The organism is Lentzea sp. NPDC036949 (genome assembly GCF_055608075.1).
Map to the genome: position 1 here is coordinate 71574 of NZ_JBVJRA010000022.1, position 20631 is coordinate 92204.

The 20631-nt window shown below is 70.6% G+C and carries 25 protein-coding genes and 1 pseudogene; 13 read left to right on the forward strand and 13 right to left on the reverse strand.

All coding sequences use genetic code 11. The annotated features are described in order from the left end of the window. Positions 1-34 precede the first annotated feature (34 nt). Complete coding sequence (locus tag ACZ7CD_RS37110; RefSeq protein ID WP_470380720.1) at positions 35-1285, forward strand: APC family permease; 1251 nt, start codon at positions 35-37, stop codon at positions 1283-1285. On the opposite strand, the gene ACZ7CD_RS37115 is transcribed toward ACZ7CD_RS37110, so the two are convergent. After that, positions 1209-1478: a hypothetical protein gene (locus ACZ7CD_RS37115; RefSeq protein WP_360397403.1), complete on the reverse strand. Its 270-nt coding sequence runs from the start codon at positions 1476-1478 to the stop codon at positions 1209-1211. The two genes, ACZ7CD_RS37110 and ACZ7CD_RS37115, sit on opposite strands and share 77 nt — an antisense overlap. 92 nt (positions 1479-1570) lie before the next feature. Between ACZ7CD_RS37115 and ACZ7CD_RS37120 the strand changes: the two genes are divergently transcribed. Continuing rightward, complete coding sequence (locus ACZ7CD_RS37120; protein WP_360397405.1) at positions 1571-2659, forward strand: branched-chain amino acid aminotransferase; 1089 nt, start codon at positions 1571-1573, stop codon at positions 2657-2659. A gap of 22 nt (positions 2660-2681) precedes the next feature. On the opposite strand, the gene cobS is transcribed toward ACZ7CD_RS37120, so the two are convergent. From cobS to cobU, 3 genes are read right to left on the reverse strand one after another with little or no spacing between them, the layout of a single operon-like run. After that, a complete protein-coding gene (gene cobS, locus ACZ7CD_RS37125; protein WP_470375806.1) occupies positions 2682-3386 on the reverse strand; it encodes an adenosylcobinamide-GDP ribazoletransferase in 705 nt (234 codons plus the stop codon). Beyond that, complete coding sequence (cobT, locus tag ACZ7CD_RS37130) at positions 3383-4537, reverse strand: nicotinate-nucleotide--dimethylbenzimidazole phosphoribosyltransferase (protein WP_470371822.1); 1155 nt, start codon at positions 4535-4537, stop codon at positions 3383-3385. Before cobT ends, cobS begins: the two co-directional genes overlap by 4 nt. After that, positions 4534-5073 (reverse strand): bifunctional adenosylcobinamide kinase/adenosylcobinamide-phosphate guanylyltransferase, encoded by a 540-nt coding sequence (cobU, locus tag ACZ7CD_RS37135; RefSeq protein ID WP_360397411.1) that lies wholly within the window; start codon positions 5071-5073, stop codon positions 4534-4536. The genes cobT and cobU overlap by 4 nt, the downstream gene beginning before the upstream one ends. A gap of 16 nt (positions 5074-5089) precedes the next feature. Here cobU and ACZ7CD_RS37140 point away from each other — a divergent pair, with 16 nt between their 5' ends. After that, positions 5090-5290 carry a hypothetical protein gene (locus tag ACZ7CD_RS37140; protein ID WP_360397413.1) on the forward strand — a complete coding sequence of 67 codons (201 nt, stop codon included), beginning with the start codon at positions 5090-5092 and terminating at the stop codon, positions 5288-5290. Between the two features lie 3 nt (positions 5291-5293). Here ACZ7CD_RS37140 and ACZ7CD_RS37145 read toward each other — a convergent pair whose 3' ends face one another. The 3 genes from ACZ7CD_RS37145 to ACZ7CD_RS37155 are packed head-to-tail and all read right to left on the reverse strand — an operon-like array spanning position 5294 to position 7576. Then, complete coding sequence (locus ACZ7CD_RS37145) at positions 5294-6280, reverse strand: aldo/keto reductase family protein (protein WP_360397415.1); 987 nt, start codon at positions 6278-6280, stop codon at positions 5294-5296. Positions 6281-6313: 33 nt separating this feature from the next. Then, positions 6314-6934 (reverse strand): class I SAM-dependent methyltransferase, encoded by a 621-nt coding sequence (locus ACZ7CD_RS37150; protein WP_360397417.1) that lies wholly within the window; start codon positions 6932-6934, stop codon positions 6314-6316. Further along, positions 6935-7576 carry a DUF3043 domain-containing protein gene (locus ACZ7CD_RS37155; RefSeq protein ID WP_360397419.1) on the reverse strand — a complete coding sequence of 214 codons (642 nt, stop codon included), beginning with the start codon at positions 7574-7576 and terminating at the stop codon, positions 6935-6937. 42 nt (positions 7577-7618) lie between these two features. Between ACZ7CD_RS37155 and ACZ7CD_RS37160 the strand changes: the two genes are divergently transcribed. Further along, a complete protein-coding gene (locus ACZ7CD_RS37160) occupies positions 7619-8653 on the forward strand; it encodes a glycerate kinase family protein (protein ID WP_470380721.1) in 1035 nt (344 codons plus the stop codon). Between the two features lie 165 nt (positions 8654-8818). Then, complete coding sequence (locus ACZ7CD_RS37165; protein ID WP_053737629.1) at positions 8819-9187, forward strand: HesB/IscA family protein; 369 nt, start codon at positions 8819-8821, stop codon at positions 9185-9187. An 84-nt stretch (positions 9188-9271) separates the two neighbouring features. On the opposite strand, the gene ACZ7CD_RS37170 is transcribed toward ACZ7CD_RS37165, so the two are convergent. Beyond that, complete coding sequence (locus ACZ7CD_RS37170) at positions 9272-9445, reverse strand: hypothetical protein (RefSeq protein WP_360397423.1); 174 nt, start codon at positions 9443-9445, stop codon at positions 9272-9274. 158 nt (positions 9446-9603) lie between these two features. Between ACZ7CD_RS37170 and ACZ7CD_RS37175 the strand changes: the two genes are divergently transcribed. Then, a complete protein-coding gene (locus ACZ7CD_RS37175) occupies positions 9604-10536 on the forward strand; it encodes a carbohydrate kinase family protein (RefSeq protein WP_360397460.1) in 933 nt (310 codons plus the stop codon). A gap of 7 nt (positions 10537-10543) precedes the next feature. Beyond that, positions 10544-11308 carry a class I SAM-dependent methyltransferase gene (locus ACZ7CD_RS37180; protein WP_360397425.1) on the forward strand — a complete coding sequence of 255 codons (765 nt, stop codon included), beginning with the start codon at positions 10544-10546 and terminating at the stop codon, positions 11306-11308. 51 nt (positions 11309-11359) lie between these two features. Here the strand turns inward: ACZ7CD_RS37180 and asnB are convergent, their stop codons facing one another. Further along, on the reverse strand, positions 11360-13288 hold the full coding sequence (gene asnB, locus ACZ7CD_RS37185; RefSeq protein WP_360397427.1) for an asparagine synthase (glutamine-hydrolyzing): 1929 nt from the start codon (positions 13286-13288) through the stop codon (positions 11360-11362). A gap of 169 nt (positions 13289-13457) precedes the next feature. Between asnB and ctaC the strand changes: the two genes are divergently transcribed. Further along, on the forward strand, positions 13458-14390 hold the full coding sequence (gene ctaC, locus ACZ7CD_RS37190; protein ID WP_360397429.1) for an aa3-type cytochrome oxidase subunit II: 933 nt from the start codon (positions 13458-13460) through the stop codon (positions 14388-14390). A gap of 12 nt (positions 14391-14402) precedes the next feature. Then, positions 14403-14819 (forward strand): cytochrome c oxidase subunit 4, encoded by a 417-nt coding sequence (locus ACZ7CD_RS37195; protein ID WP_360397431.1) that lies wholly within the window; start codon positions 14403-14405, stop codon positions 14817-14819. A 174-nt stretch (positions 14820-14993) separates the two neighbouring features. On the opposite strand, the gene ACZ7CD_RS37200 is transcribed toward ACZ7CD_RS37195, so the two are convergent. From ACZ7CD_RS37200 to ACZ7CD_RS37215, 4 genes are all read right to left on the reverse strand, one after another. Next, a complete protein-coding gene (locus ACZ7CD_RS37200) occupies positions 14994-15665 on the reverse strand; it encodes a lysophospholipid acyltransferase family protein (protein WP_470380722.1) in 672 nt (223 codons plus the stop codon). A gap of 145 nt (positions 15666-15810) precedes the next feature. Continuing rightward, positions 15811-16851: an anthranilate phosphoribosyltransferase gene (gene trpD, locus ACZ7CD_RS37205; RefSeq protein ID WP_360397435.1), complete on the reverse strand. Its 1041-nt coding sequence runs from the start codon at positions 16849-16851 to the stop codon at positions 15811-15813. Between the two features lie 7 nt (positions 16852-16858). After that, positions 16859-17269, reverse strand: coding sequence for a hypothetical protein (locus ACZ7CD_RS37210; RefSeq protein WP_360397437.1), 411 nt, complete (start codon positions 17267-17269; stop codon positions 16859-16861). 64 nt (positions 17270-17333) lie between these two features. Next, on the reverse strand, positions 17334-17723 hold the full coding sequence (locus ACZ7CD_RS37215) for a hypothetical protein (protein WP_360397438.1): 390 nt from the start codon (positions 17721-17723) through the stop codon (positions 17334-17336). A 95-nt stretch (positions 17724-17818) separates the two neighbouring features. Here ACZ7CD_RS37215 and ctaE point away from each other — a divergent pair, with 95 nt between their 5' ends. The 4 genes and pseudogenes from ctaE to ACZ7CD_RS37235 all read left to right on the forward strand — a co-directional run. Then, positions 17819-18427, forward strand: coding sequence for an aa3-type cytochrome oxidase subunit III (ctaE, locus tag ACZ7CD_RS37220; RefSeq protein ID WP_285647246.1), 609 nt, complete (start codon positions 17819-17821; stop codon positions 18425-18427). Positions 18428-18488: 61 nt separating this feature from the next. Continuing rightward, complete coding sequence (gene qcrC, locus ACZ7CD_RS37225; protein ID WP_360397440.1) at positions 18489-19301, forward strand: cytochrome bc1 complex diheme cytochrome c subunit; 813 nt, start codon at positions 18489-18491, stop codon at positions 19299-19301. After that, the gene (gene qcrA / locus ACZ7CD_RS37230; RefSeq protein WP_458433765.1) at positions 19298-20425 is read left to right on the forward strand and encodes a cytochrome bc1 complex Rieske iron-sulfur subunit; all 1128 of its coding nucleotides are present in this window, start codon (positions 19298-19300) and stop codon (positions 20423-20425) included. The genes qcrC and qcrA overlap by 4 nt, the downstream gene beginning before the upstream one ends. Further along, a pseudogene (locus ACZ7CD_RS37235) lies at positions 20422-20631 on the forward strand (cytochrome bc1 complex cytochrome b subunit); the annotation flags it as partial. The gene qcrA and the pseudogene ACZ7CD_RS37235, both read left to right, overlap by 4 nt.

A 20631-nucleotide genomic window follows, 5' to 3' on the forward strand; every position in this document is an offset into this window, starting at 1 on the left:
ACGGCCTGATGCCCCATCTGCGAATGTGTACCCCGTGACCCACACGCCTCGCGAGATCGCAGCGGCGATCGCGCTCGGTCTGCCCGCGGTGCTCGGTGCGGGGGTCTTCGCCGGATTCGTTCCCGCCGCAGGTCTTGCGGGCTGGTGGCTGCTCCCGGCGCTGGCCATCTCCGCGGCAGCCGCCCTGTGCTCGGCCTTCTCGACAGCGGACCAGTCCCGTGCCTACCCCGACGTCGGCGGCGGTTACGGATACGTACGTGCTCAGCTCGGTGTGTGGCCCGCACGGATGACAGCGAGCGCGCACCTGCTCGGCCGGTGCGCGATGGCGGCGGCGTTGGCGGTGATGTTCGGCGCGTACGTGGTGCCGGACCAGCCGCTGGCCGGTGCGCTCGTCCTCGTGGCGGCCACGGCGCTGCTGGGCGCGGCCGGGTTCCGCTGGGACGTCGGCGTCAGCACGGCGGCCGCGGTGGTCGTGCTCGGCGTGCTGGTGCTCGTGGCCGTGGCGAGCTTCGCCATCCCGCCGGTGCCGTCGGCGGGGGAGACGGGCAGCGCCAACGAGCTCGTCGGTGCCGCCGGCCTGATGTTCGTGGCGTTCACCGGCTTCGAGCGCGTCACCGCCCCGCACCGCGGCGAGCGGCCGCACCCGCCGGGTGTGCTGCGGATCGCCATCCCCGTCCTGGTCGGACTGCCGTTCGCGGTGTACCTGGCCGTGGGCGCCGGTGTGCTGCGCCAGCTCGGCAGCGCGCGCCTCGCCCTGTCGCCCGCGCCGCTGCGGGACGCGCTCGTCGCGGCGGACGCGGCGGCGCTGGTGCCGCTCGTGCAGATCGCCGCCGCGGTGGCCGGGGTGACCGCGTTGCACTTCGTGCTCGCGTCGGCGCACCGGACGCTGACCGGGCTGGTGGAGGACGGCGACCTGCCGGGCCGCCTCAAGCCCGCGGTGCTGTCGGTCGTGGTCGTGGCCGCGTGCGCGCTCGCGGTGGTCGTCATGCCGTTGTCGATCGCGCTGGGCGTGGCGGCGTGCGCGACGCTCTTCTACTACGCGTTCACGAACGCGTCGGCGCGCGTGTTGCTGCAGAACGACCGCACGTGGCCCATGCGCACCGCCTGCCTCGGGCTCGGGCTCTCCGTGCTGCTCGCCATGAGCACGCCGGTGCCCGCGCTGCTCATCTCGTTCGCGGGAGTGGGCGCCGGCACGGGGCTGATCGGCGCTACAGCGTCGCTGAGAGGAAGACGAGCAGCGTCACGGCGACACACGCCACCAGCCCGTACACCCGGCCGTTCGTAGAGGGCTTGTCCTTGCTGATGCCGTAGTACCCGGCGAGGAAGAAGACGGCCAGGAACACGGCGCCCACGACACCGCCGGCCCCGCCGAGCACGTAGCCGTCGAGCAGCGTCAGCCCGGTGCCCAGCACGAGCAGCGCGGCCTGCAGCACGGTGCGGACGTCAGCACCCTTCGAAGATCGTTCCTGCTCGGTCATGGTCGGGGACTCTAACCGGTGTGACTTAGTAGGACGTCCGAGTTTTGGGAAGACGATTTTCCGTATCCCGACCTGCGTATTACCGTGCTCACATGACGAGCGCGTTGCCTTTCACCCGGACCTCCCACCCGCAGCCGGCGACCCCGGAACGCGTAGCGGAGGTGCTTGCCAAGCCGGGCTTCGGGCAGCACTTCACCGACCACATGGTGACGATCCGCTGGAACCGCGAGCAGGGCTGGCACGACGCAGAGGTCGGCCCGTACTCCACCCTCGCACTGGACCCCGCGGCAATGGTGCTGCACTACGGCCAGGCGATCTTCGAAGGGCTCAAGGCCTACCGGCAGCCCGACGGTTCGATCGCGTCCTTCCGCCCTGAGGCGAACGCCGAGCGCTTCCGCGCGTCGGCCCGCCGCATGGCCATGCCCGAGCTCCCCGACGAGCTGTTCCTCGAGTCGGTGCGGCAGATCCTCGCCGTCGACGGCCACTGGGTGCCCTCGGCGCCCGAGGAGTCGCTCTACCTGCGGCCCTTCATGATCTCGACGGAGAAGGGACTCGGCGTGCGACCCTCGTCCGAGTACCTCTACGTGCTGATCGCCTCCCCCGCCGGCTCCTACTTCGCGAGCGGCGTCCGCCCGGTGAGCGTGTGGCTCTCGACCGAGTACGTCCGCGCGGCCCCCGGTGGCACCGGCGCGGCCAAGTTCGCCGGCAACTACGCCGCGTCCCTCGTGGCGCAGGCGCAGGCCGCGGAGAAGGGGTGCGACCAGGTCGTCTGGCTCGACGCGGTGGAACGCCGCTGGGTCGAGGAGATGGGCGGCATGAACCTGTTCTTCGTCTACGGCGACAAGGTCGTCACCCCCGAGCTGACCGGCACGCTGCTGCCCGGCATCACCCGGAGCTCGCTGCTGCGGCTGGCGTCCGACCTCGGCCTGACCGTCGAGGAACGGCGCATCTCGACCGACGAGTGGGAGAAGGCGAACGCCTCCGGTGAGCTCACCGAGGTCTTCGCGTGCGGCACGGCCGCCGTCATCACCCCCGTCGGCCACGTCAAGCACGCCGGTGGCGAGTTCTCCATCGCCGACGGCGGCACCGGCTCGGTGACCATGAAGCTGCGCGAGCGCCTGACCGGCCTGCAGCACGGCCACGTCGCCGACACCCACGGCTGGATGACGGTGCTCGGCTAGGTCCCCGTCCTGGTCAGGTCCCCTACCCGGAGACGACCAGCACGACGAGCAGTGCGAGTTCGGCGGCAGCACCGAGCACATCACCGGTGATGCCGCCGAACCGCCGCACGGTGTGCCGCACGAGCAACCACACCAGCAGGGCCGCGACGACGACGGCGACGACGGCGCGCACCCCGAGCGGAACCGCCGCGACGGCGAGCACCACCCACGTGCCGGCGACGACCGCCGGGTGCTGCGTGCCCGCGACGAGCGCGCCGAGCCCCTCCGGCCGAGCCGCGGGCACGCCGCGCAGGCAGCAGATCCCGAACGCGGCCCGGCTCACCGCGAACGCCAACAGCACCGTTCCCCAGTGGGCCTGGGGCAGCGCCGCTGCCTGAGCTCCGAGCACCACGATCAACGTGACGACGCCGAACGGCCCGGCGCCGCCGTCCTTCATGACCTTCAGCGCCCGCTCGGGCGGCCCGTAGCAACCGAGGCCGTCGGCGACGTCGGCGAGCCCGTCGACGTGCATGCCGCGCGACACCAGAGCTACGACGCCGACGACCAGGAACCCAGCCACCAGCGCTGATATATCGGATATCGCGAGCAGCTCCAGCACACCAGCCGCGAACGCGCCGAGCAGCAGGCCGACGACCGGCGCCCAGCTGATGGCCCGCCGAGCCGCGACGCCGTCGACGGCGTCGACGCGGATCGGCAGGACCGTCAGCCAGGAGAGGGCGAGCTTCACTCAGCCGGTTCTTCGCGGCTCGGTTCCCGGCGGCTCAGCTCTGCGTCGTCGTCATCGTCGACACCGTCGAGCTGCTTCTCCAGCACGTGCTGGTCCTCGCGGGCCGTGACACCGGCGCTCTCGAACGTCGCCATCTCCGCGAGCACCTTCACCGCGGCACTGAGCAACGGCAGCGCCGCCACCGCACCGGAGCCCTCGCCCAGTCGCATGCCGAACTCCAGGAGCGGCTTCAGGTTCAGGTGCCCCAGCGCGATCGCGTGCGCGGGCTCGGCCGACTCGTGCCCGGCCACCCACCACTCGCGCGCACCCGGCGCCAGCTCCTCGGCCACCACCGCGGCCGCACCGACGACGACGCCGTCGAGCACCACCGGGGTCTTGCGCACCGCCGCCTGGGCCAGGAACCCGGCCATCGCCGCGATGTCCGCGCCACCGGCCGTGGCCAGCAACGCCACCGGGTCGCTGATCACCAGCCGCGCCCGGCGCAGCGCGTCGCGGATCGCCGCCGTCTTGCGCATCCACGCCTGGTCGTCGATGCCGGTGCCGCGGCCGACGACCGCGACCGGCTCCGACCCGGTCAGCGACGCGATCAGCACCGCCGCCGGCGTCGTGTTGCCGATGCCCATGTCGCCCGCGACGAGCACATCGGCGCCCGAGTCGACCTCCTCGTCGGCGACGGCGCGACCGGCCGCGATGGCCGCCTCGCACTGCTCGCGGGTGAGCGCGTCCTCGCGGTCGATCGACCCGGACGAGCGCCGCACCTTGTGCGCGCTGACCGCGGCGGGGGTGTCGGAGTCGACGGCCATGTCGACCACGCGCACGGTGGCTCCCGCGACCTGCGCGAGCACGTTCACCGCGGCGCCGCCGGTCAGGAAGTTGGCGACCATCTGCCCGGTCACCTCGCTCGGGTACGCCGACACGCCCTGCGCGGTGATGCCGTGGTCACCCGCGAACACCACGACCCGCGGCCGCACGAACGGCTTGGGCGGCACGACGCCCTGGCACGCCGCGACCCACATGCCGAGGTCCTCCAGGCGGCCGAGCGAGCCGACCGGCTTGGTCAGCACCGCGTGCCTGGCCCGCGCCTCGCGCAGAGCGGTCTCGTCCGGCGCCTCCACCGGCGGGAACTCGGTGCTCACCTGGTCACTCCTCATCGCAGTCTCAGCGGGATGCCGGCGACGAGCAGCAGCACCTCGTCGCACACCCCGGCGACGCGCGCGTTGAGCGCACCGAGGTGGTCGCGGAAGAGCCTGCCAGAGCGCGTCGACGGAACGACGCCGAGGCCGACCTCCGCGCTCACCAGCACGAGCCGCGCCCGGCAGGTGGCGATGGAGCCGACGAGCTCGTCGACGGCGCGTTCGACCGCGCCGATGCCGTGGCCCTCCCACGCGCCGGCGTCGTCGAGCGCGCCCACCAGCCACGTCGACAGGTCGTCGACCAGGATCGGCGGGTCGTCGTACGACGTCGCGGTGAGCAACGCCGACAGGTCACCGGACGCGGGCGCCTCCACGGTGTGCCAGGTGGACGGGCGGCGGGCGACGTGCTTGGCGATGCGCGCGTCCCAGTCCGGGTCGTCGGGGTAGCGGCGCGCCGTTGCGACATATGTCACGGTCGCGTCCGTGAGCAGGCCTTCCGCGTGCGCGGACTTGCCCGAACGGGCGCCGCCGAGCACGAGCGTTCTGGTGGTCAAGGGTTAGCCTTCGTCCATGGAGTTCCGCTGGCGCTACCAGGATGCACAGGGCCGGGACGTGGCCGGCCCGGACGTGGTGTTCGCCGACCAGGCGGAGGCGGAGGAGTGGTTCAGCGCCGGGTGGCGCGACCTGCTCGACGCCGGGGTCGAGCAGGTCACGCTCCTGCGCGCGGAGTCCGAGGTGTACGGCCCGATGAGCCTGCACCCCGCGGGCTGAGGATCAGCCGGCGGCGGTGAGCCTCGGGTCGTCCGTGACGACGCCCTCGAGCACGCCGTCGATCTTCTTCAGCACCTCGTCGTCGAGCTCGACGTCGACCGCCTTGACGTTCTCGACGACCTGCTCCGGCCGCGAGGCGCCGATGATCGCGGACGCGACGTTCGGGTTCTTGAGCACCCACGCCACCGCGAGCTGCGCCATCGTGACGCCCACCTCGTCGGCGATCGGCTTGAGCTGCTGCACCGCGGTCAGCACGTCGTCGCGCACCCAGCGGGCGATCATCTGCGACCCGCGCTCGTCGGCCAGCCGCGAGCCCGCCGGCGCCTCGGCACCCGGCAGGTACTTGCCGGTCAGGACGCCCTGCGCGATCGGGGAGAACACGATCTGGCTGATGCCCTCGCGCTCGCACACCGGCACGACCTGCGGTTCGATGACGCGCCACAACATCGAGTACTGCGGCTGGTGCGACACGAACGGCACCTTGAGCTCACGGGCCAGCGCGGCACCGCGGGTGATCTGCTCGGCGGTCCACTCGGAGACACCGACGTAGAGGACCTTGCCCTGGCGGACGAGGTCGGCGAACGCCAGCATCGTCTCCTCCAGCGGCACCGAGTGGTCGTACCGGTGGGCCTGGTAGAGGTCGACGTAGTCGGTCTGCAGGCGCTTCAGGGAGGCGTTGGCCGACTCCATGACGTGCTTGCGGCCCAGGCCGCGGTCGTTGGGACCGCCGGGGCCGGTCGGCCAGTAGACCTTCGTGAGCAGCTCCAGGGACTCGCGCCGTTCGCCCTTGAGCGCCCGGCCGAGCACCGACTCCGCCGCGGTGTTCGCGTAGACGTCGGCGGTGTCGAAGGTCGTGATGCCGGACTCCAGCGCGGCCTTCACGCAGGCGTGCGCTTGGTCCTCCTCGATCTGCGAACCGTGCGTGAGCCAGTTGCCGTAGGTGATCTCGCTGACGCTCAGGCCGCTGCGGCCAAGACGACGGAACTTCATACATCGGAGCTTAGTCCGAGTTCCTTCGGCTTGCTAATGAACTTCGGGAGCGTCCCAGACCAGCGTGTACCGCCAGAACAACCGCCTGCGCACGCGCGCACCGGGCGTGCTCTCCCGCGCCGCCGCGCGGATCTCGGCCAACGTCGGAGCGGTCCACACGACCGGCATCTCCGAGTCGTGCGCACCGGTGCGCTGACCGGTGGCCCACTTCGCGATCCCGACGAGCGCGTTCGCGGGCAGCGCGACGGCCTCCACCACCAGCTCGGCCTTCGTGGCGAGCGAGTACAGCCCCACGACGACCAGCCGCCCGCCCGGCGCGGTCAGCCCGGCCAGCCGCGCGAGCCCCTCGCGCAACGGCAGGTGGTGCAGGCTCGCCTCGGCCGTGACGACGTCGAACCGCCCCAGGTCGTGCGTGAGGACGTCGCCGTGGACCCACCGCACGCGCGTGCTCGTCGCACTGGCGCGCTCGACCATGCGCTCGTTCGCGTCGATCGCCGTGACGCTCCGCGCGTCGACCGACCGGGCGAGGTCACCGAGCCCGCAGCCCACGTCCAGCGCCGACCCGGCCCCGGACGGCAACTGCCGGAGCAGCCAGCGGCGGTACCACGCGTTGTGGTCCCACCGCAGCCGCTCCGGCAGTGACAGCCGGGCCACCTACTTGACGGCGTCGCCGGGGCCCACGCGCGGCTTGGGGATGCGCAGCTTGCGCAGCTGGCTCGCGCGGATGAACGCGTACCAGCCGATCGAGATGCCCTTGATCGGCTCGGTCGGGAACTTCGCCCGCACCCGCTTCGTGACGATCCGGCCGAGGACGAAGCCCTCGATGATCATCGCGATCAGCATGAACGTCGTCGCCAGCGTCGCGTACCGCTGCACCGCCAGCGACGGCGTCAGCAGCGCCACGAACACCAGGATCGCGAGCGGCATGAACAGGCCCATGAGGTTGCGGCGCGAGTCGACCAGGTCGCGGATGTAGGCCTTGACCGGCCCGCGGTCGCGCACCGGCAGGTACTTCTCGTCGCCCGCCATCATCCGCGCACGGCGGTCGGCGGCCGCGGCACGGCGCTCTTCCTTGCTCACCTTGTTGCCGCGCATGCGCTTGAACGCCTCGCGCTGCGTGCGGGGCGGCGGCGGGACGGGACCGCTGCGCCTGGCCTGCGCTTCCCGGCGCTTCGGCGTCGCACGGCCCTTGCCCGCGGTCCGGTTCCGGTCGAGCGGCTCGGCGAGCTCGGCCTCCGTCGCGGGTGCTTCGGTGGCGGTGGCGGTGTCGTCGGAGTTGCGGCGCAGGAACCTCACGGCACCAGGGTAGGGCAGTGGTTCTTCTGTACCTTTCGCGAGGTGCGCGTACTCATCGCCCCGGACTGCTTCGGCGGCACCCTGACCGCCCGCGAGGCCGCCGACGCCATCGCCACCGGCTGGCACGAGGCCAAGCCGGACGACGTCGTCGTGCAGCGCCCGCTCGCCGACGGCGGCCCCGGCTTCGTCGACGTCCTGCACGCCGCACTCGACGGCGATGTCCAACACACCGCCGTCACCGGCCCACTCGGCACGCCGGTCGAAGCACGCTGGCTGCGGCACACCCACGACGGCAAGCGCACCGCGTACGTCGAGTCCGCGGAGGCGTGCGGCCTGCACCTCGTCCCGGCCGAGCTGCGCGCCGCGTCCTGCGAGACCGCCACGACCCGCGGCGTCGGCGAGCTCATCGCGGCAGCTGCGGCTGACAACGATGTCATCGTCGTCGGCCTCGGCGGCTCCGGCACGACCGACGGCGGCGCGGGCATGCTCGCCGCGTTGGCCGACGCCGCCGTCGAGCTGACCGATATATCGCTGGTGGCCGCGTCGGACGTGGAGAACCCGCTGCTCGGCCCGCACGGCGCCGCCCGCACGTTCGGCCCGCAGAAGGGCGCGTCCCCGGAAGCCGTGGAACGCCTCGAAGCCAAGCTCGCCGCCATGGACGTCCTGAAGCCCGTATCCGATATATCAGGCGCCGGAGCTGCCGGAGGTCTCGGCGCCGCCCTGCTCACCCTCGGCGCGACCGTGCGGTCCGGCGCCGGCCTCGTCCGCGAGCTCACCGCCCTCGACGCCGCACTCGACACCGCCGACCTCGTCGTCACCGGCGAGGGCAGCTTCGACTGGCAGTCCCTGCGCGGCAAGCTCATCACCGCCGTCGCCGCCGGAGCGGCCGACCGCGCCGTCCCCTGCATCGCCATCGCCGGCCAGGTCAGCGTCGGCCGCCGCGAGATGGCCGCCGCCGGCGTCCAGGACGCCTACTCCGTCTCCGAGCACGTCGGCTCCGTGCAAAAATCGATTGCGGACGCCCGCAAAAGTCTCGTTGCAACGGCACGGCACGTGGCCCGGCAGTGGTCGCACTGACCCGCCGACTGATATATCGGTCGGCGTCGTCGCTGGTGGCTGGAGGGTGGCCCACGTGACGTTCGACAAGGGGCCGTGTTGTGGGACCATGGAGAGCGGAACAAAGCGGGGAACGCCCGTGTTGTTGAAGGGCGAACCGCCCGCAAAGGACCTCTTAGGAGAGCCATGACGACCGCTCAGGATGCCGCTTCGACCTCCGAGGCGCCGACCCACGGCGTGACGCTGACCGATGCGGCCGCCGTCAAGGCCAAGGCGCTGCTCGACCAGGAGGGCCGCGACGACATGCACCTGCGCATCGCCGTCCAGCCCGGTGGTTGTGCCGGCCTGAAGTACCAGCTGTTCTTCGACGAGCGCACGCTCGACGGCGACGCGATGGTGGACTTCAACGGCATGAAGGTCGCCGTTGACCGCATGAGCGCCCCGTACGTCGAAGGCGCCGTCATCGACTTCGTGGACACGATCGAGAAGCAGGGCTTCACGATCGACAACCCGAACGCCGGCGGGTCCTGCGCCTGCGGCGACTCGTTCCACTAAGGCGACCAATGCGCGAGGCCGCGTTCCCGCACGACGGGAACGCGGCCTCGCGCTGTGTGGACCTGCTGTCCGGGCTCCGAGCGGTCAGACGCCGTACTCGGCCAGGCCCTCGACCTGGCTCGTGCTGCGGTCGTCGATCAGCCAGGCCGCGGCCGCCCGCGGTGCGGGCAGGGGGTGCTCGGGGTGGGTCAGAGCGAAGGGGAGCTGCGCGCAGTCGTCGATCAGCTCGGTCATCGTGGTCGCCTCGGGGATCGTCACCGCTCGACCGTATGTCGGTGCTGTGACCTGCGAAAGCCCTACCAAACAGTAGTCTTCGCGGCTGCACTCGTCCGGGTCAGCCGCGCGTCGAGCAACAAGAAAGTGAGGGCCGACTGGTGCCGGTAGCCGTGTGCGGCAGCATCGCGACCGACCATCTCATGCACTTCCCCGGCCGGTTCGCGGACCAGCTGGTCGCGGAGCGCCTCGACCGGGTGTCGCTGAGCTTCCTGGTCGACGACCTCGTCGTCCGCCGCGGCGGCATCGGCGCGAACATCGCGTTCGGTCTCGGTGTGCTGGGGATGCGGCCGGTGCTCGTGGGCGCCGTCGGCAAGGACTTCGACGACTACCGCTCGTGGCTGGAACGGCACGGCGTCGACACCTCCGGCGTGTACGTCTCCGAGGTCGCGCACACCGCGCGGTTCGTCTGCACCACGGACGACGACATGTGCCAGATCGCCTCCTTCTACGCCGGCGCGATGGCCGAGGCCCGCAACATCGAGCTGGCCCCGATCGCGAACAGGGTCGCCGACCTCGAGCTCGTCGTGATCAGCCCGGACGACCCCGCCGCCATGCTCCGCCACGCCGAGGAGTGCCGTCAGCGCGGCTACCGCTTCGCCGTCGACCCGTCGCAGCAGCTGGCCCGCATGGACGGCGAGCAGGCGCGCACGTTCGTCGAGGGCGCCGAGTACCTGTTCAGCAACGACTACGAGTGGGAGCTGCTGCTCCAGAAGACCGGCTGGACCGAGGCCGACGTGCTGTCCAGGGTCGGCCGCCGGGTCACCACCCTCGGCGCCAAGGGCGTGGAGATCGTCGACCGCGACGGCTCCTCGCTGCACGTGCCCGCCGTCCCCGAGGTCGCGAAGACCGACCCGACCGGTGTCGGCGACGGCTTCCGCGCCGGGTTCCTCGCCGGCACCTCCGCGGGCCTGGGCCTGGAACGCGCAGCTCAGCTCGGCTCCCTGATCGCCGTCGAGGTCCTCGAGACCGTCGGCACGCAGGAGTGGAAGCTCGAGCGCGAGCCCGCCCTCGCCCGCATCCGCGGCGCGTTCGGCGGCGAAGCGGCTGAGGAGATCGCCCCGGTCCTGCCATGATCGGACAATGGGGACGTACCTGTTAGGCGACTCCGGTGAGTCGCTCGACCCGCAGTTCGACGCGCTGAGCTCCCTGCTCGACGCGGGCACCTTCGCCCGCGTCGAGCGGCTCGGCATCACAGACGGCTGGCGCTGCCTCGAGATCGGTGGCGGTGGCGGATCGGTGGCGAACTGGCTCGCCGACGTCGTCGCCCCGTCCGGGCACGTGACGGTCACCGACCTCGACGTCTCGCGGCTGCGGGAGCGTGACAACGTCACCGTCCTCGAACACGACGTGGTGTCCAACATATTGCCGGGCAACGCGTTCGACCTGGTCCACGCCCGCGGCGTGCTCTTCCACCTCCCGGCCCGCGACCTCGTCCTGCGCAAGCTGCGCGACGCGCTGCGTCCCGGCGGCTGGCTCGTGCTCGACGAGTTCGACTGCCTCCCGCTGGAGGTCCTCGCCGCCGCCCCCGACGACGCCAAGCTCATCATGCGGGTGAAGAACGCCCTGCTCACGCTGCTCGACCAGGCCGGTGCCGAACTCGCCTGGGGCGCCCGCGTCGAACGCGCGCTGCAGGACGTCGGAATGCACGACGTCAGCGGCTCCCGCGAGGTGCAGGAGTGGCAGGGCGGCTCGTCGGGCTGCCGGCTGCTCGCCGCCAGCGCACGCCAGGCCCGCGCGAAGCTCCCGCTGTCCGACGACGAGCTCGACCGCTACCTGGAGCTCATGGCGGCACCGGAGACCGTCGTCAGCTCCTACGCGATGTGCAGCGCACAGGGCCGCCGGTAACCACCGCCGAACGAAAGGGCCCCTCCGCGGAGGGGCCCTTTCGCGTCCTGGCTAGAGCTTGACCGGGTAGTGCGGCTCCGGCACCACCGGCGTGATGCGGTTCTCGACGAAGATGCCGTGCCAGATCATGAACACCAGCAGCGCCCAGATGCGGCGGCTGTGGTCGAGCACGCCCGACCGGTGCTCCTCGATCAGCCGCAGCACCGCCTGCTTGTCGATGTACTGGTCGGTCTGCGACGCGCGCACGTGCTCGACCGCCCAGTCGTGCATCTCGTCCTTGAGCCAGTGCCGGATCGGCACCGGGAAGCCGAGCTTGCGGCGGTTCAGCACGTGCGCGGGCACGATGTCGCGGATCGCCTTGCGCAACGCGAACTTCGTGGTGTCCTTCGTGATCTTCAGCTCGCTCGGGATCTGCGAGGCGATCTTGAAGACCTCCGGGTCCAGGAACGGGACGCGCAGCTCCAGCGAGTTCGCCATGGTCATCTTGTCGGCCTTGACCAGGATGTCGCCGCGCAGCCAGGTGAACAGGTCGACGTGCTGCATGCGCGTGACCGGGTCCCAGTGCCGCGACTCGCGGTACGGCTGGGCCGTCACGTCCCTGTGCGAGGTGTTCGGGTCGTACGTGCGCAGGACCTCCCGCAGCTGCGGGTCGAGGAAGATGCGCGCGTTGCCGTAGTAGCGCTCCTCCAGCGTCAGCGCGCCCCGGCGCAGCAGGTCCTTGCCGCGCACGCCCTGCGGGATCTTCGTCGACACCTTGCCCATCGCCTTGCGCAGCGCCCCCGGCACCTTCTCGAACGCCGACAGCGACAACGGCTCGCGGTAGATCGTGTACCCGCCGAACAGCTCGTCCGCGCCCTCACCGGACAGCACGACCTTGACGTGCCGGCGCGCCTCCCGCGCGATGAACCACAGCGGCACCAGCGCCGGGTCCGCCACCGGGTCGTCGAGGTACCAGGTGATCAGCGGCAGGGAGTCCATCATCTCCTGCGGGCTGACCGTGCGCACGACGTGCTTCACGCCGATCAGCGCCGCCGACTCCGCCGCCACGTCGACCTCGGAGAAGCCCTGGCGCTCGAACCCCGTGGTGAACGTGATCAGGTCCGGGTTGTGCTCCTTGGCCAGCGCCGCGACCACGGTGGAGTCGATGCCGCCGGACAGGAACGAGCCGACCGTCACGTCCGCGCGCATGTGCTTGGCGACCGAGTCGCGCAGCGCGGCGGTGATCTCGTCGTACAGCGCGTCGGCCTCCGCCTCGCTGCGGACGGTGCGCACCCGGAACTCGGCCGGGAAGTACCGCTCGAACCGCGGCGCCTCACCGGGGACCAGCGTGAACGAGTGACCGGACTCGACCCGGTGGATCGAGTCGTGCAGCGAGTCGGGCTCCGGCACGTACTGCAGCGTCAGGTACTGCTGCAGGCCCTTGACGTTGAGCTGCGGGTTGATGGCCAGCGTGCGGGAGATCTCCAGCAGGATCTTCTTCTCGCTGGAGAACGCGACGCCCAGCGCCCCCTGCGCCCAGTACAGCGGCTTGATGCCGAACGGGTCGCGGCCGCCGAACAGCACCCTGCGCTCGGCGTCCCAGATGATGAAGGCGAACATGCCGCGCAGCTTCGAGATCGCCGCGGGGCCGAAGTAGTGGTAGGCGGCGACGATCGTCTCGGTGTCGCCGTCGGTGTGGAAGACCGCGCCGTGCTTCTCGGTGAGCTCGGCGCGCAGCTCCAGGTAGTTGTAGACCTCGCCGTTGAAGTTGATCGTGTACCGGTTCGGCGACTCCGGCGGTCCCCAGGTCAGCGGCTGGTGGGAGTGCTCGATGTCGATGATCGCCAGGCGGTTGAACCCGAAGACGACCTCGTCCACCCGCCGCGTGCCGCTCTCGTCCGGGCCGCGGTGCCGCATGCAGCGCAGTGCGGACTCCACCGCCGGGCGGGCGCTCTCGGCCTCGTTCTCGCTAGGGCATACAAGTCCTGCCAGGCCGCACAAGGCTCTCGCACCTCTCAGAAATACGAAGGGGGAAGTCCCCAGTATGCCGAAAGGGCTCTGTGTGACCGAAACTGCACCGCAGCGGCGGTGCCCCCGAGGGGTGAGCCCTCCCGCGCTGGGCTACGCTCCCGCTTGATCCGTTGGCATGGAACGAGGAGGCGGGCGAGCAGTGGGCCTGAAGGAGGGCACCAGGGCATCCCGGCTGGCGAAAACCGCTGGCCTGGTGGGCCTGGTCGGTATCGGGGCCACCGGTTGCTCCACGGACGAGGTGCTGCGCTTCGGCTGGCCGGTGGCCGTCACGCCGCAGGCCGAGAAGATGCGCGAGCTCTGGACCTGGTCCGTGATCGCCGCGCTCGTCGTCGGCGTCATCGTGTGGGGTCTGATCCTGTGGTCGGTGGCGTTCCACCGCAAGAAGTCGGAGGAGCTGCCGCGTCAGACGGCGTACAACCTCCCGCTGGAGATCGTGCTCATCGTCGTGCCGACGGTGATCGTGGCGGTGCTGTTCTACTTCACGGCCGTCACGCAGAACTACGTGACGGACAAGTCGGGCAAGCCGGACGTGAACGTCGACGTCATCGCGTTCCAGTGGAACTGGGAGTTCCAGTACCCGGACCACAAGACCGAGGCGGGCAACGTCGTCAGCACGGTCGGCACCTCGGGTGAGGTCCCGATCCTGGTGCTCCCGGCCGGCAAGCGCGTCCAGTTCACCCTGGAGTCGACGGACGTCATCCACTCGTTCTTCGTGCCGGAGTTCCACTTCAAGCGGGACGTCTTCCCGGACCCGAAGAAGAACAACCAGGACAACGTCTTCCAGATCGACGAGATCAAGCGTCCCGGTGCGTTCGTCGGCCGGTGCGCCGAGCTGTGCGGCTCCTACCACGCGGTGATGAACTTCGAGGTCCGCGCCCTGGAGCAGGCGGACTTCGACAAGTACATCGGGTTCCGCAAGGAGACGAACGAGAAGACGGGCAAGCCGTACACCACGGCCGAGGCGCTCGCCAAGGTGGGCTGCAAGGACTGGTGCTCGCCGCTGGCCACCACGACCACCCCGTTCAACACCGACCGGACCGCCCGTGAGGCGTCCGGCGCGGGTCAGAAGTAGGGACGCCCCGCGATGAAGATCGAAGCTCGCGTATTCGACCTGGTGATGGCCTTCTCGTTCCTGATGGCCGTCGTCTACGGCTACTGGACGCACCAGGCGACCGGCGCGGTCGAGCCCGCCGGCACGGTGGCGCTCGCGCTCACCGGTGGTCTGGCGCTCATCGTCGGCACCTACTTCCGGTTCGTCGCCCGCCGCATCGAGGTCCGTCCCGAGGACAACCCCGAGGCCGAGGTCTCCGACGGTGCCGGTGAGCTGGGCTTCTTCAGCCCCGGCTCGTACTGGCCGATCGGCCTCGCCGCCGCGGCGGCGACCGCGGGTGTCGCGGTGGCGTTCTGGCACGTGTGGCTGCTCGTGATCGCGATCATCCTCGTGCTGATCACCGTCGGCGGCCTGGTGTTCGAGTACCACACCGGACCCAACCACGACTGATATCCGATATATCGGATATTTGCTCTACCGAGGCCCCCTCTGTTCGCGGAGGGGGCCTCGGTCGTGCACGGCGTCCCGCATCTCGCACGAAGGCCCTCCCGTCGCTGTGCTCGCGCCAGCGGGGGAGGGCCTTCGACATGGTCCCTGCGACGGCCTCAGCGGGCCGTGAGCGGTCTAAGCGGCGACCGGGGTCTTCTGGTACGCGTCGACGTACTCCTGGCCGCTCAGGTCGAGGATGCGGTAGATGATCTCGTCGGTGACGCTGCGCAGCACCGGCAGCGACTCCTGCATGCCGTCGTAGCGGCTGAAGTCGAGCGGCTCGCCGAACCGCACGGTCACCGGGACGACCTTCGGGAACCGGCTGCCGACCGGCTGGACCTTGTCCGTGCCGATGATGCCGACCGGCACGACCGGCGCACCCGACTCCAGCGCCATGCGCGCGACACCGGTGCGACCGCGGTGCAGCATGCCGTCGAGCGAGCGGGTGCCCTCGGGGTAGATGGCGAACGCGTCCCCGCGCGCCAGGATCTCCGCCGCCGTGTCGAGCGCGGCACGGGCGTCACGGCCCTTGCCGCGGTGCACCGGCACGTGGCCCAGCGACGAGAAGAACCAGCGGGACATCGCGCCCTTGACCCCGGTGCCGGTGAAGTACTCCGCCTTCGCCAGGAACGACACGCGCCGCGGCACCACCATGGGGATCACGACGCTGTCGATGAAGCTGAGGTGGTTCGCCGCCAGGATGACGGGGCCGTCGGTCGGGACGTTCTCCAGACCGTCGACCACCGGGCGGTAGACCATGCGGGCTGCGCGCGCGACGACGTGCTTCATCACCGGGTAGAGGACCATGGCTCCAGCATTCCAGGTGGCGGTTGCCGCCGGGTTACCACGTGGCGCGCATCTCCGGGCCGTCACTCGCACGGACTACGCCACTGCGGCAGCCGCACCGGCCCGGTCACGCGCCGAACGCGCCGCGTGACCGAACCGGGTGGTCTCAGCCCTTCAGGGACGTCGAGAGCTCCACCCAACGGCCCAGCAGCGTGCTCGCCGCACCCGAGTCGACCGCCTCGGCGGCACGGCCCAGCGAAGCCGCCAGGTCGGCGTGCAGGTCGCCCGAGAACCCGCCGTGCGCCGCGATGGCGCCCGCCGCGTTCACGAGCACCGCGTCGCGCACGGAACCCGTCTTGCCGGCCACCAGGTCGCGGACCACCTGGGCGTTGACCGACGCGTCGCCGCCCTTCAGGTCCTCCTCGCGCGCGGGCTGCACACCCAGCACCGCCGGGTCGATCCGCTCCTCGCGCACCTCGCCGTCCTGCGCGAGCCACGCCGACGTCGTCGTGGTGGTCGTGATCTCGTCGAGGCCGTCGTCACCGCGCACGACCAGCGCCGTGTTGCGGCGGCGTGCGAACACCCCCGCGATCAGCGGAGCCGCGACCGCCCGCGCGCAACCGATCAGGCCGACCTGCGGCTGCGCCGGGTTCGTGAGCGGCCCGAGCAGGTTGAACGACGTCGGGATGCCGATCTCCCGCCGCACCGGGCCCGCGTGCCGGAAGCCGGGGTGGAACACCGGCGCGAAGCAGAACCCGATGCCCAGCTCCGCCACGGTCGCCCGCACGCCCTCCGGCGGCAGGTCGATCGCGACGCCCAGCGCCTCCAGCACGTCCGCCGTGCCGCACTGCGACGACGCCGCCCGGTTGCCGTGCTTGACCACCGGGACGCCCGCCGCGGCCGTGACGATCGCGGCCATCGTCGAGATGTTCACCGAACCGGAATGATCGCCGCCGGTGCCCACGATGTCGGTCGCGCGCACGCCCACGTCGAAGCGGCGGGCGTGGCTGAGCATCATCGTCGCCAGGCCGTCGACCTCCTCCGGCGTCTCGCCCTTCGCGCGCAACGCGACGACGAACGCCGAGATCTGCGCCGGCGTCGCCTCACCCGACATGACCCTGTCCATGCCCCAGGCCGTGTCGTCGGCGGTCAGGTCGACACCGTCGAGCAGGCGGTTGAGCAGCGACGGCCAGGTGCGCTCGCCCATCGCGGGCTCAGCCCCTGACGACGGGAACAGCCGAGCCCCGCAGCACCTCTGCCACGGTCTCGGCGGCGGCCAGCGGGTCCAGCGGGTGCACCAGCACCGCGTCGGCCTGCGACCAGGTCGCGAGCCACCGGTCGTCCTTGCGGCGCACGGCCACGACGATCGGCGGGCAGTTCGTGATCTCGTCCTTGAGCTGGCGGGACAGGCCCATGCCACCGGTCGGCTGCGCCTCGCCGTCGAGGATCAGCAGGTCGACGGTGCCGTTGTCCACCTCGTACAGCACGTCGGCGATCGCGCCGGCCTCGACGTAGTCCACGCGGGGCAGGTCCGGCGCCGGGCGGCGGCCGACGGCAGTGATGATCGTCTCACGCACCTCGGGTCGGTGGCTGAACACCAGGATCTTCGTGGTCTGCGTGCTCATCTCTCGATCCTCCACTGCTACTGCTGACTGGGTCGTGAAGAAAGTGACCAAGGTCGCGGCGATGCTATCGGGCCGGTTGCAGGGCGTCCCACCCCAGGGCGTCACCGCCGAGCCGCTGCGCCAGCGACGCCATCCGCGACCGCTCCTGCGCGCAGTGCAGCGCGTCCAGCTTCTGCACCCGGCTGATATGCGATATATCACCGGCGACGAGCACCCAGCCGTCCGGCTCCAGCAGCTCCCGCGCGCGTTCTACCTGGTCAGGCGGGATGCGGACGTGGTGCCGCAACACCGCGAGCTCGTCGGCCCGCCACCGCGGCGACCGCGCCAGAGCGGCCGAATCGGCCTCCACGACGTCGAACGCCTCGACGACCACGACGAGGTCCGGATCGTTCAAGGACAGCACCGGTTCGTCCCGCCGGTGCAGCAGTTCCCGCAATCGGCCCAGCAAGCCCATCCCTTTGACCTCCTCCTGGGTCACGCGCCGTGTGACCCAGCCGACCCATGATCCGCCCAGGACCCGATGGGCGGGCGGAAATAGCGCAGGCAATAATGCTGCTCGTGACCACGGCAGCGCCTTCAATCGGCCAGCGCGTGCACTCGCTGAACCGCCCGAACATGGTCAGCGTCGGCACGATCGTCTGGCTGTCCAGCGAGCTCATGTTCTTCGCTGGCCTCTTCGCCATGTTCTTCACGGTGAAGGCCCAGAACGAGGGACCTTGGCCCCCGCCTCCGACCCACCTGAACGTCCCCTACGCGTCGGTCTTCACGATCATCCTGGTCGCGTCGTCCTTCACCTGTCAGTGGGGCGTGTTCGCAGCGGAGCGCGGTGACGTCTTCGGTCTGCGTCGCTGGTACATCGTGACGCTGATCATGGGCGCGATCTTCGTGGGCGGCCAGGCGGGTGAGTACGTCGAGCTGGTCGAGCACGGCACGACGATCCCGTCGTCGGCCTACGGCACCGTCTTCTACCTGACGACCGGCTTCCACGGCCTGCACGTCATCGGCGGTCTGATCGCGTTCGTCTACCTGTTGATCCGGACGAAGCTCAGCAAGTTCACGCCGGCTCAGGCCACCTCCGCCATCGTCGTGTCGTACTACTGGCACTTCGTCGACGTCGTGTGGATCGGCCTGTTCGCCATCATCTACATCGTGCCCTGACCCAGTCGGCACACAGCCAAGCCACGAGCTCCCGAACTGACAGCAAGGGTTGCCGCACACCATGACCACCACTACGAAACGCCCCCGCGGCGCCCGCACGAAGCTGCGCCGCCGGGTCGCCGGCCTGCTCGCACTGGGGTTCGGCCTGCTGAGCGCCGGCCTGCTGTTCACCGCGTTCGCGCCCACCGCGCAGACCGCGCAGGCACAGCAGCAGGACGCCCTGGTCCGCCAGGGCGAGCAGATCTACCTGAACACCTGCCAGAGCTGCCACGGCAGGTCCCTGGAGGGTGTCGAGAGCCGCGGGCCGAGCCTCGTCGGCGTCGGTGACGCCGCGGTCTACTTCCAGACTTCCTCCGGCCGCATGCCCATGGCGCGGCAGGAGGCGCAGGCCATCCGCAAGCCCGCGAAGCTCTCCCCCGAGGAGATCAACGCGCTGATGGCCTACATCGACGCCAACGGCGGCGCGGGCCCGAAGAAGCCCTCCGAGTCCGGCGAGGCCCTGCGCGGCGACAACCCGGCGCGCGGTGGCGAGCTCTTCCGCCTCAACTGCGCCAGCTGCCACAACTTCACGGGGCGTGGTGGCGCGCTGTCGTCCGGCAAGTTCGCGCCGGCGCTCGACGGCGTCACCGAGGACCAGATCTACACGGCGATGCTGAGCGGCCCGCAGAACATGCCGAAGTTCGGCGAGCGCCAGCTCACGCCGGAAGAGAAGAAAGACATCATCGCGTACGTCAAGTCGGTCACCGACGGGAACAACAACTCCGGCGGTAACGCCCTGGGTGGGTTCGGACCCGTCTCCGAGGGCTTGATCGCGTTCATCGTGGGCATCGCCGCGCTCATCGGCGTGACCCTCTGGATCGGAGCCAAGGCATGAGCGGCGACAAGCCGACCGAGCTGCCCAGCGAGGCAGAGCTCGCGGAGATGAGCCGGGACGACCTCGTCAAGCTCGGCACCAGGATGGACGGCGTCGAGCTCGTCCACTACGAGGAGAAGTGGCCGGTCGAGGGCACGCGCGCCGAGCGCCGCGCCCAGCGCCAGGTGGCCATCTGGTTCCTGATCTCGGCGCTGTCCGGCCTCGCCTTCCTCGGCGTGTTCCTCTTCTGGCCGTGGGAGTACGAGTCCCCGTCCAACGCCGAGGGCCACCTCCTGCACAACCTGTACAACCCGCTGATCGGCCTGTTCCTCGGCCTGTCCGTGCTGGGCCTGGGCGTCGGCGCGCTGCTCTACACCAAGAAGTTCCTCCCCGACGAGCTCGCGGTGCAGCAGCGCCACGACGGCCCGTCGACCGCGGTCGACCGCGCCACCCTGGTGGCCGAGCTGTCCGACGCGGGCCAGCGCAGCGGCATCGGCCGCCGCAGCCTGATCAAGCGCACCGCCGGTCTCGGCGCGGGCGTGCTGGGCCTGGGCGTGGCCGTCGTCCCGCTGGGCGCGCTGGTCAAGAACCCGCACTCCGACAGCGAGACCAAGAACTCGCTCTGGCACACCGGCTGGAAGGCGGAGAAGGGCGAGAAGGTCTACCTCCGCCGCCACACCGGCAACTTCCACGAGGTCTCCCTGGTGCGTCCCGAGGACGTCGAGCCGGGCGGCTTCGAGACGGTCTTCCCGTTCCGCGAGTCCGAGCGGAACGACGAGCACGCACTGGTCGCCGCCCTCAAGCGGGCCGACGCTCCGGTCATGCTCATCCGCATGCGGCCGAACCAGGCGATCACGAAGCGCGCGGGCCAGGAGGACTTCAACTACGGCGACCTGTACGCGTACTCGAAGATCTGCACGCACCTGGGTTGCCCGACCTCGCTGTTCGAGCAGCAGACCGGTCTGCTGCTCTGCCCGTGCCACCAGTCGCAGTTCGACGTGTTCGAGTACGCCAAGCCGCGGTTCGGGCCGGCGACCCGTCCTCTCCCACAGCTTCCGATCACTGTGGACGAAGAGGGATACTTGGTTGCCCGCAGTGACTTCATCGAGGCTGTGGGTCCGGCGTTCTGGGAGCGTAAGTCATGAGTGCCATCACCACGCCGACGAAGCCGGCCAACGCGGCCGCGCGCGTCGCAGGGGCGGCGGCCAACGCTGCCGATGAGCGGTTCCACGCGGCCTCCGGGTTGCGCAAGCAGTTGAACAAGGTGTTCCCGACGCACTGGTCGTTCCTGCTCGGTGAGATCGCCCTGTACAGCTTCATCGTGTTGTTGTTGTCGGGTACGTACCTGGCG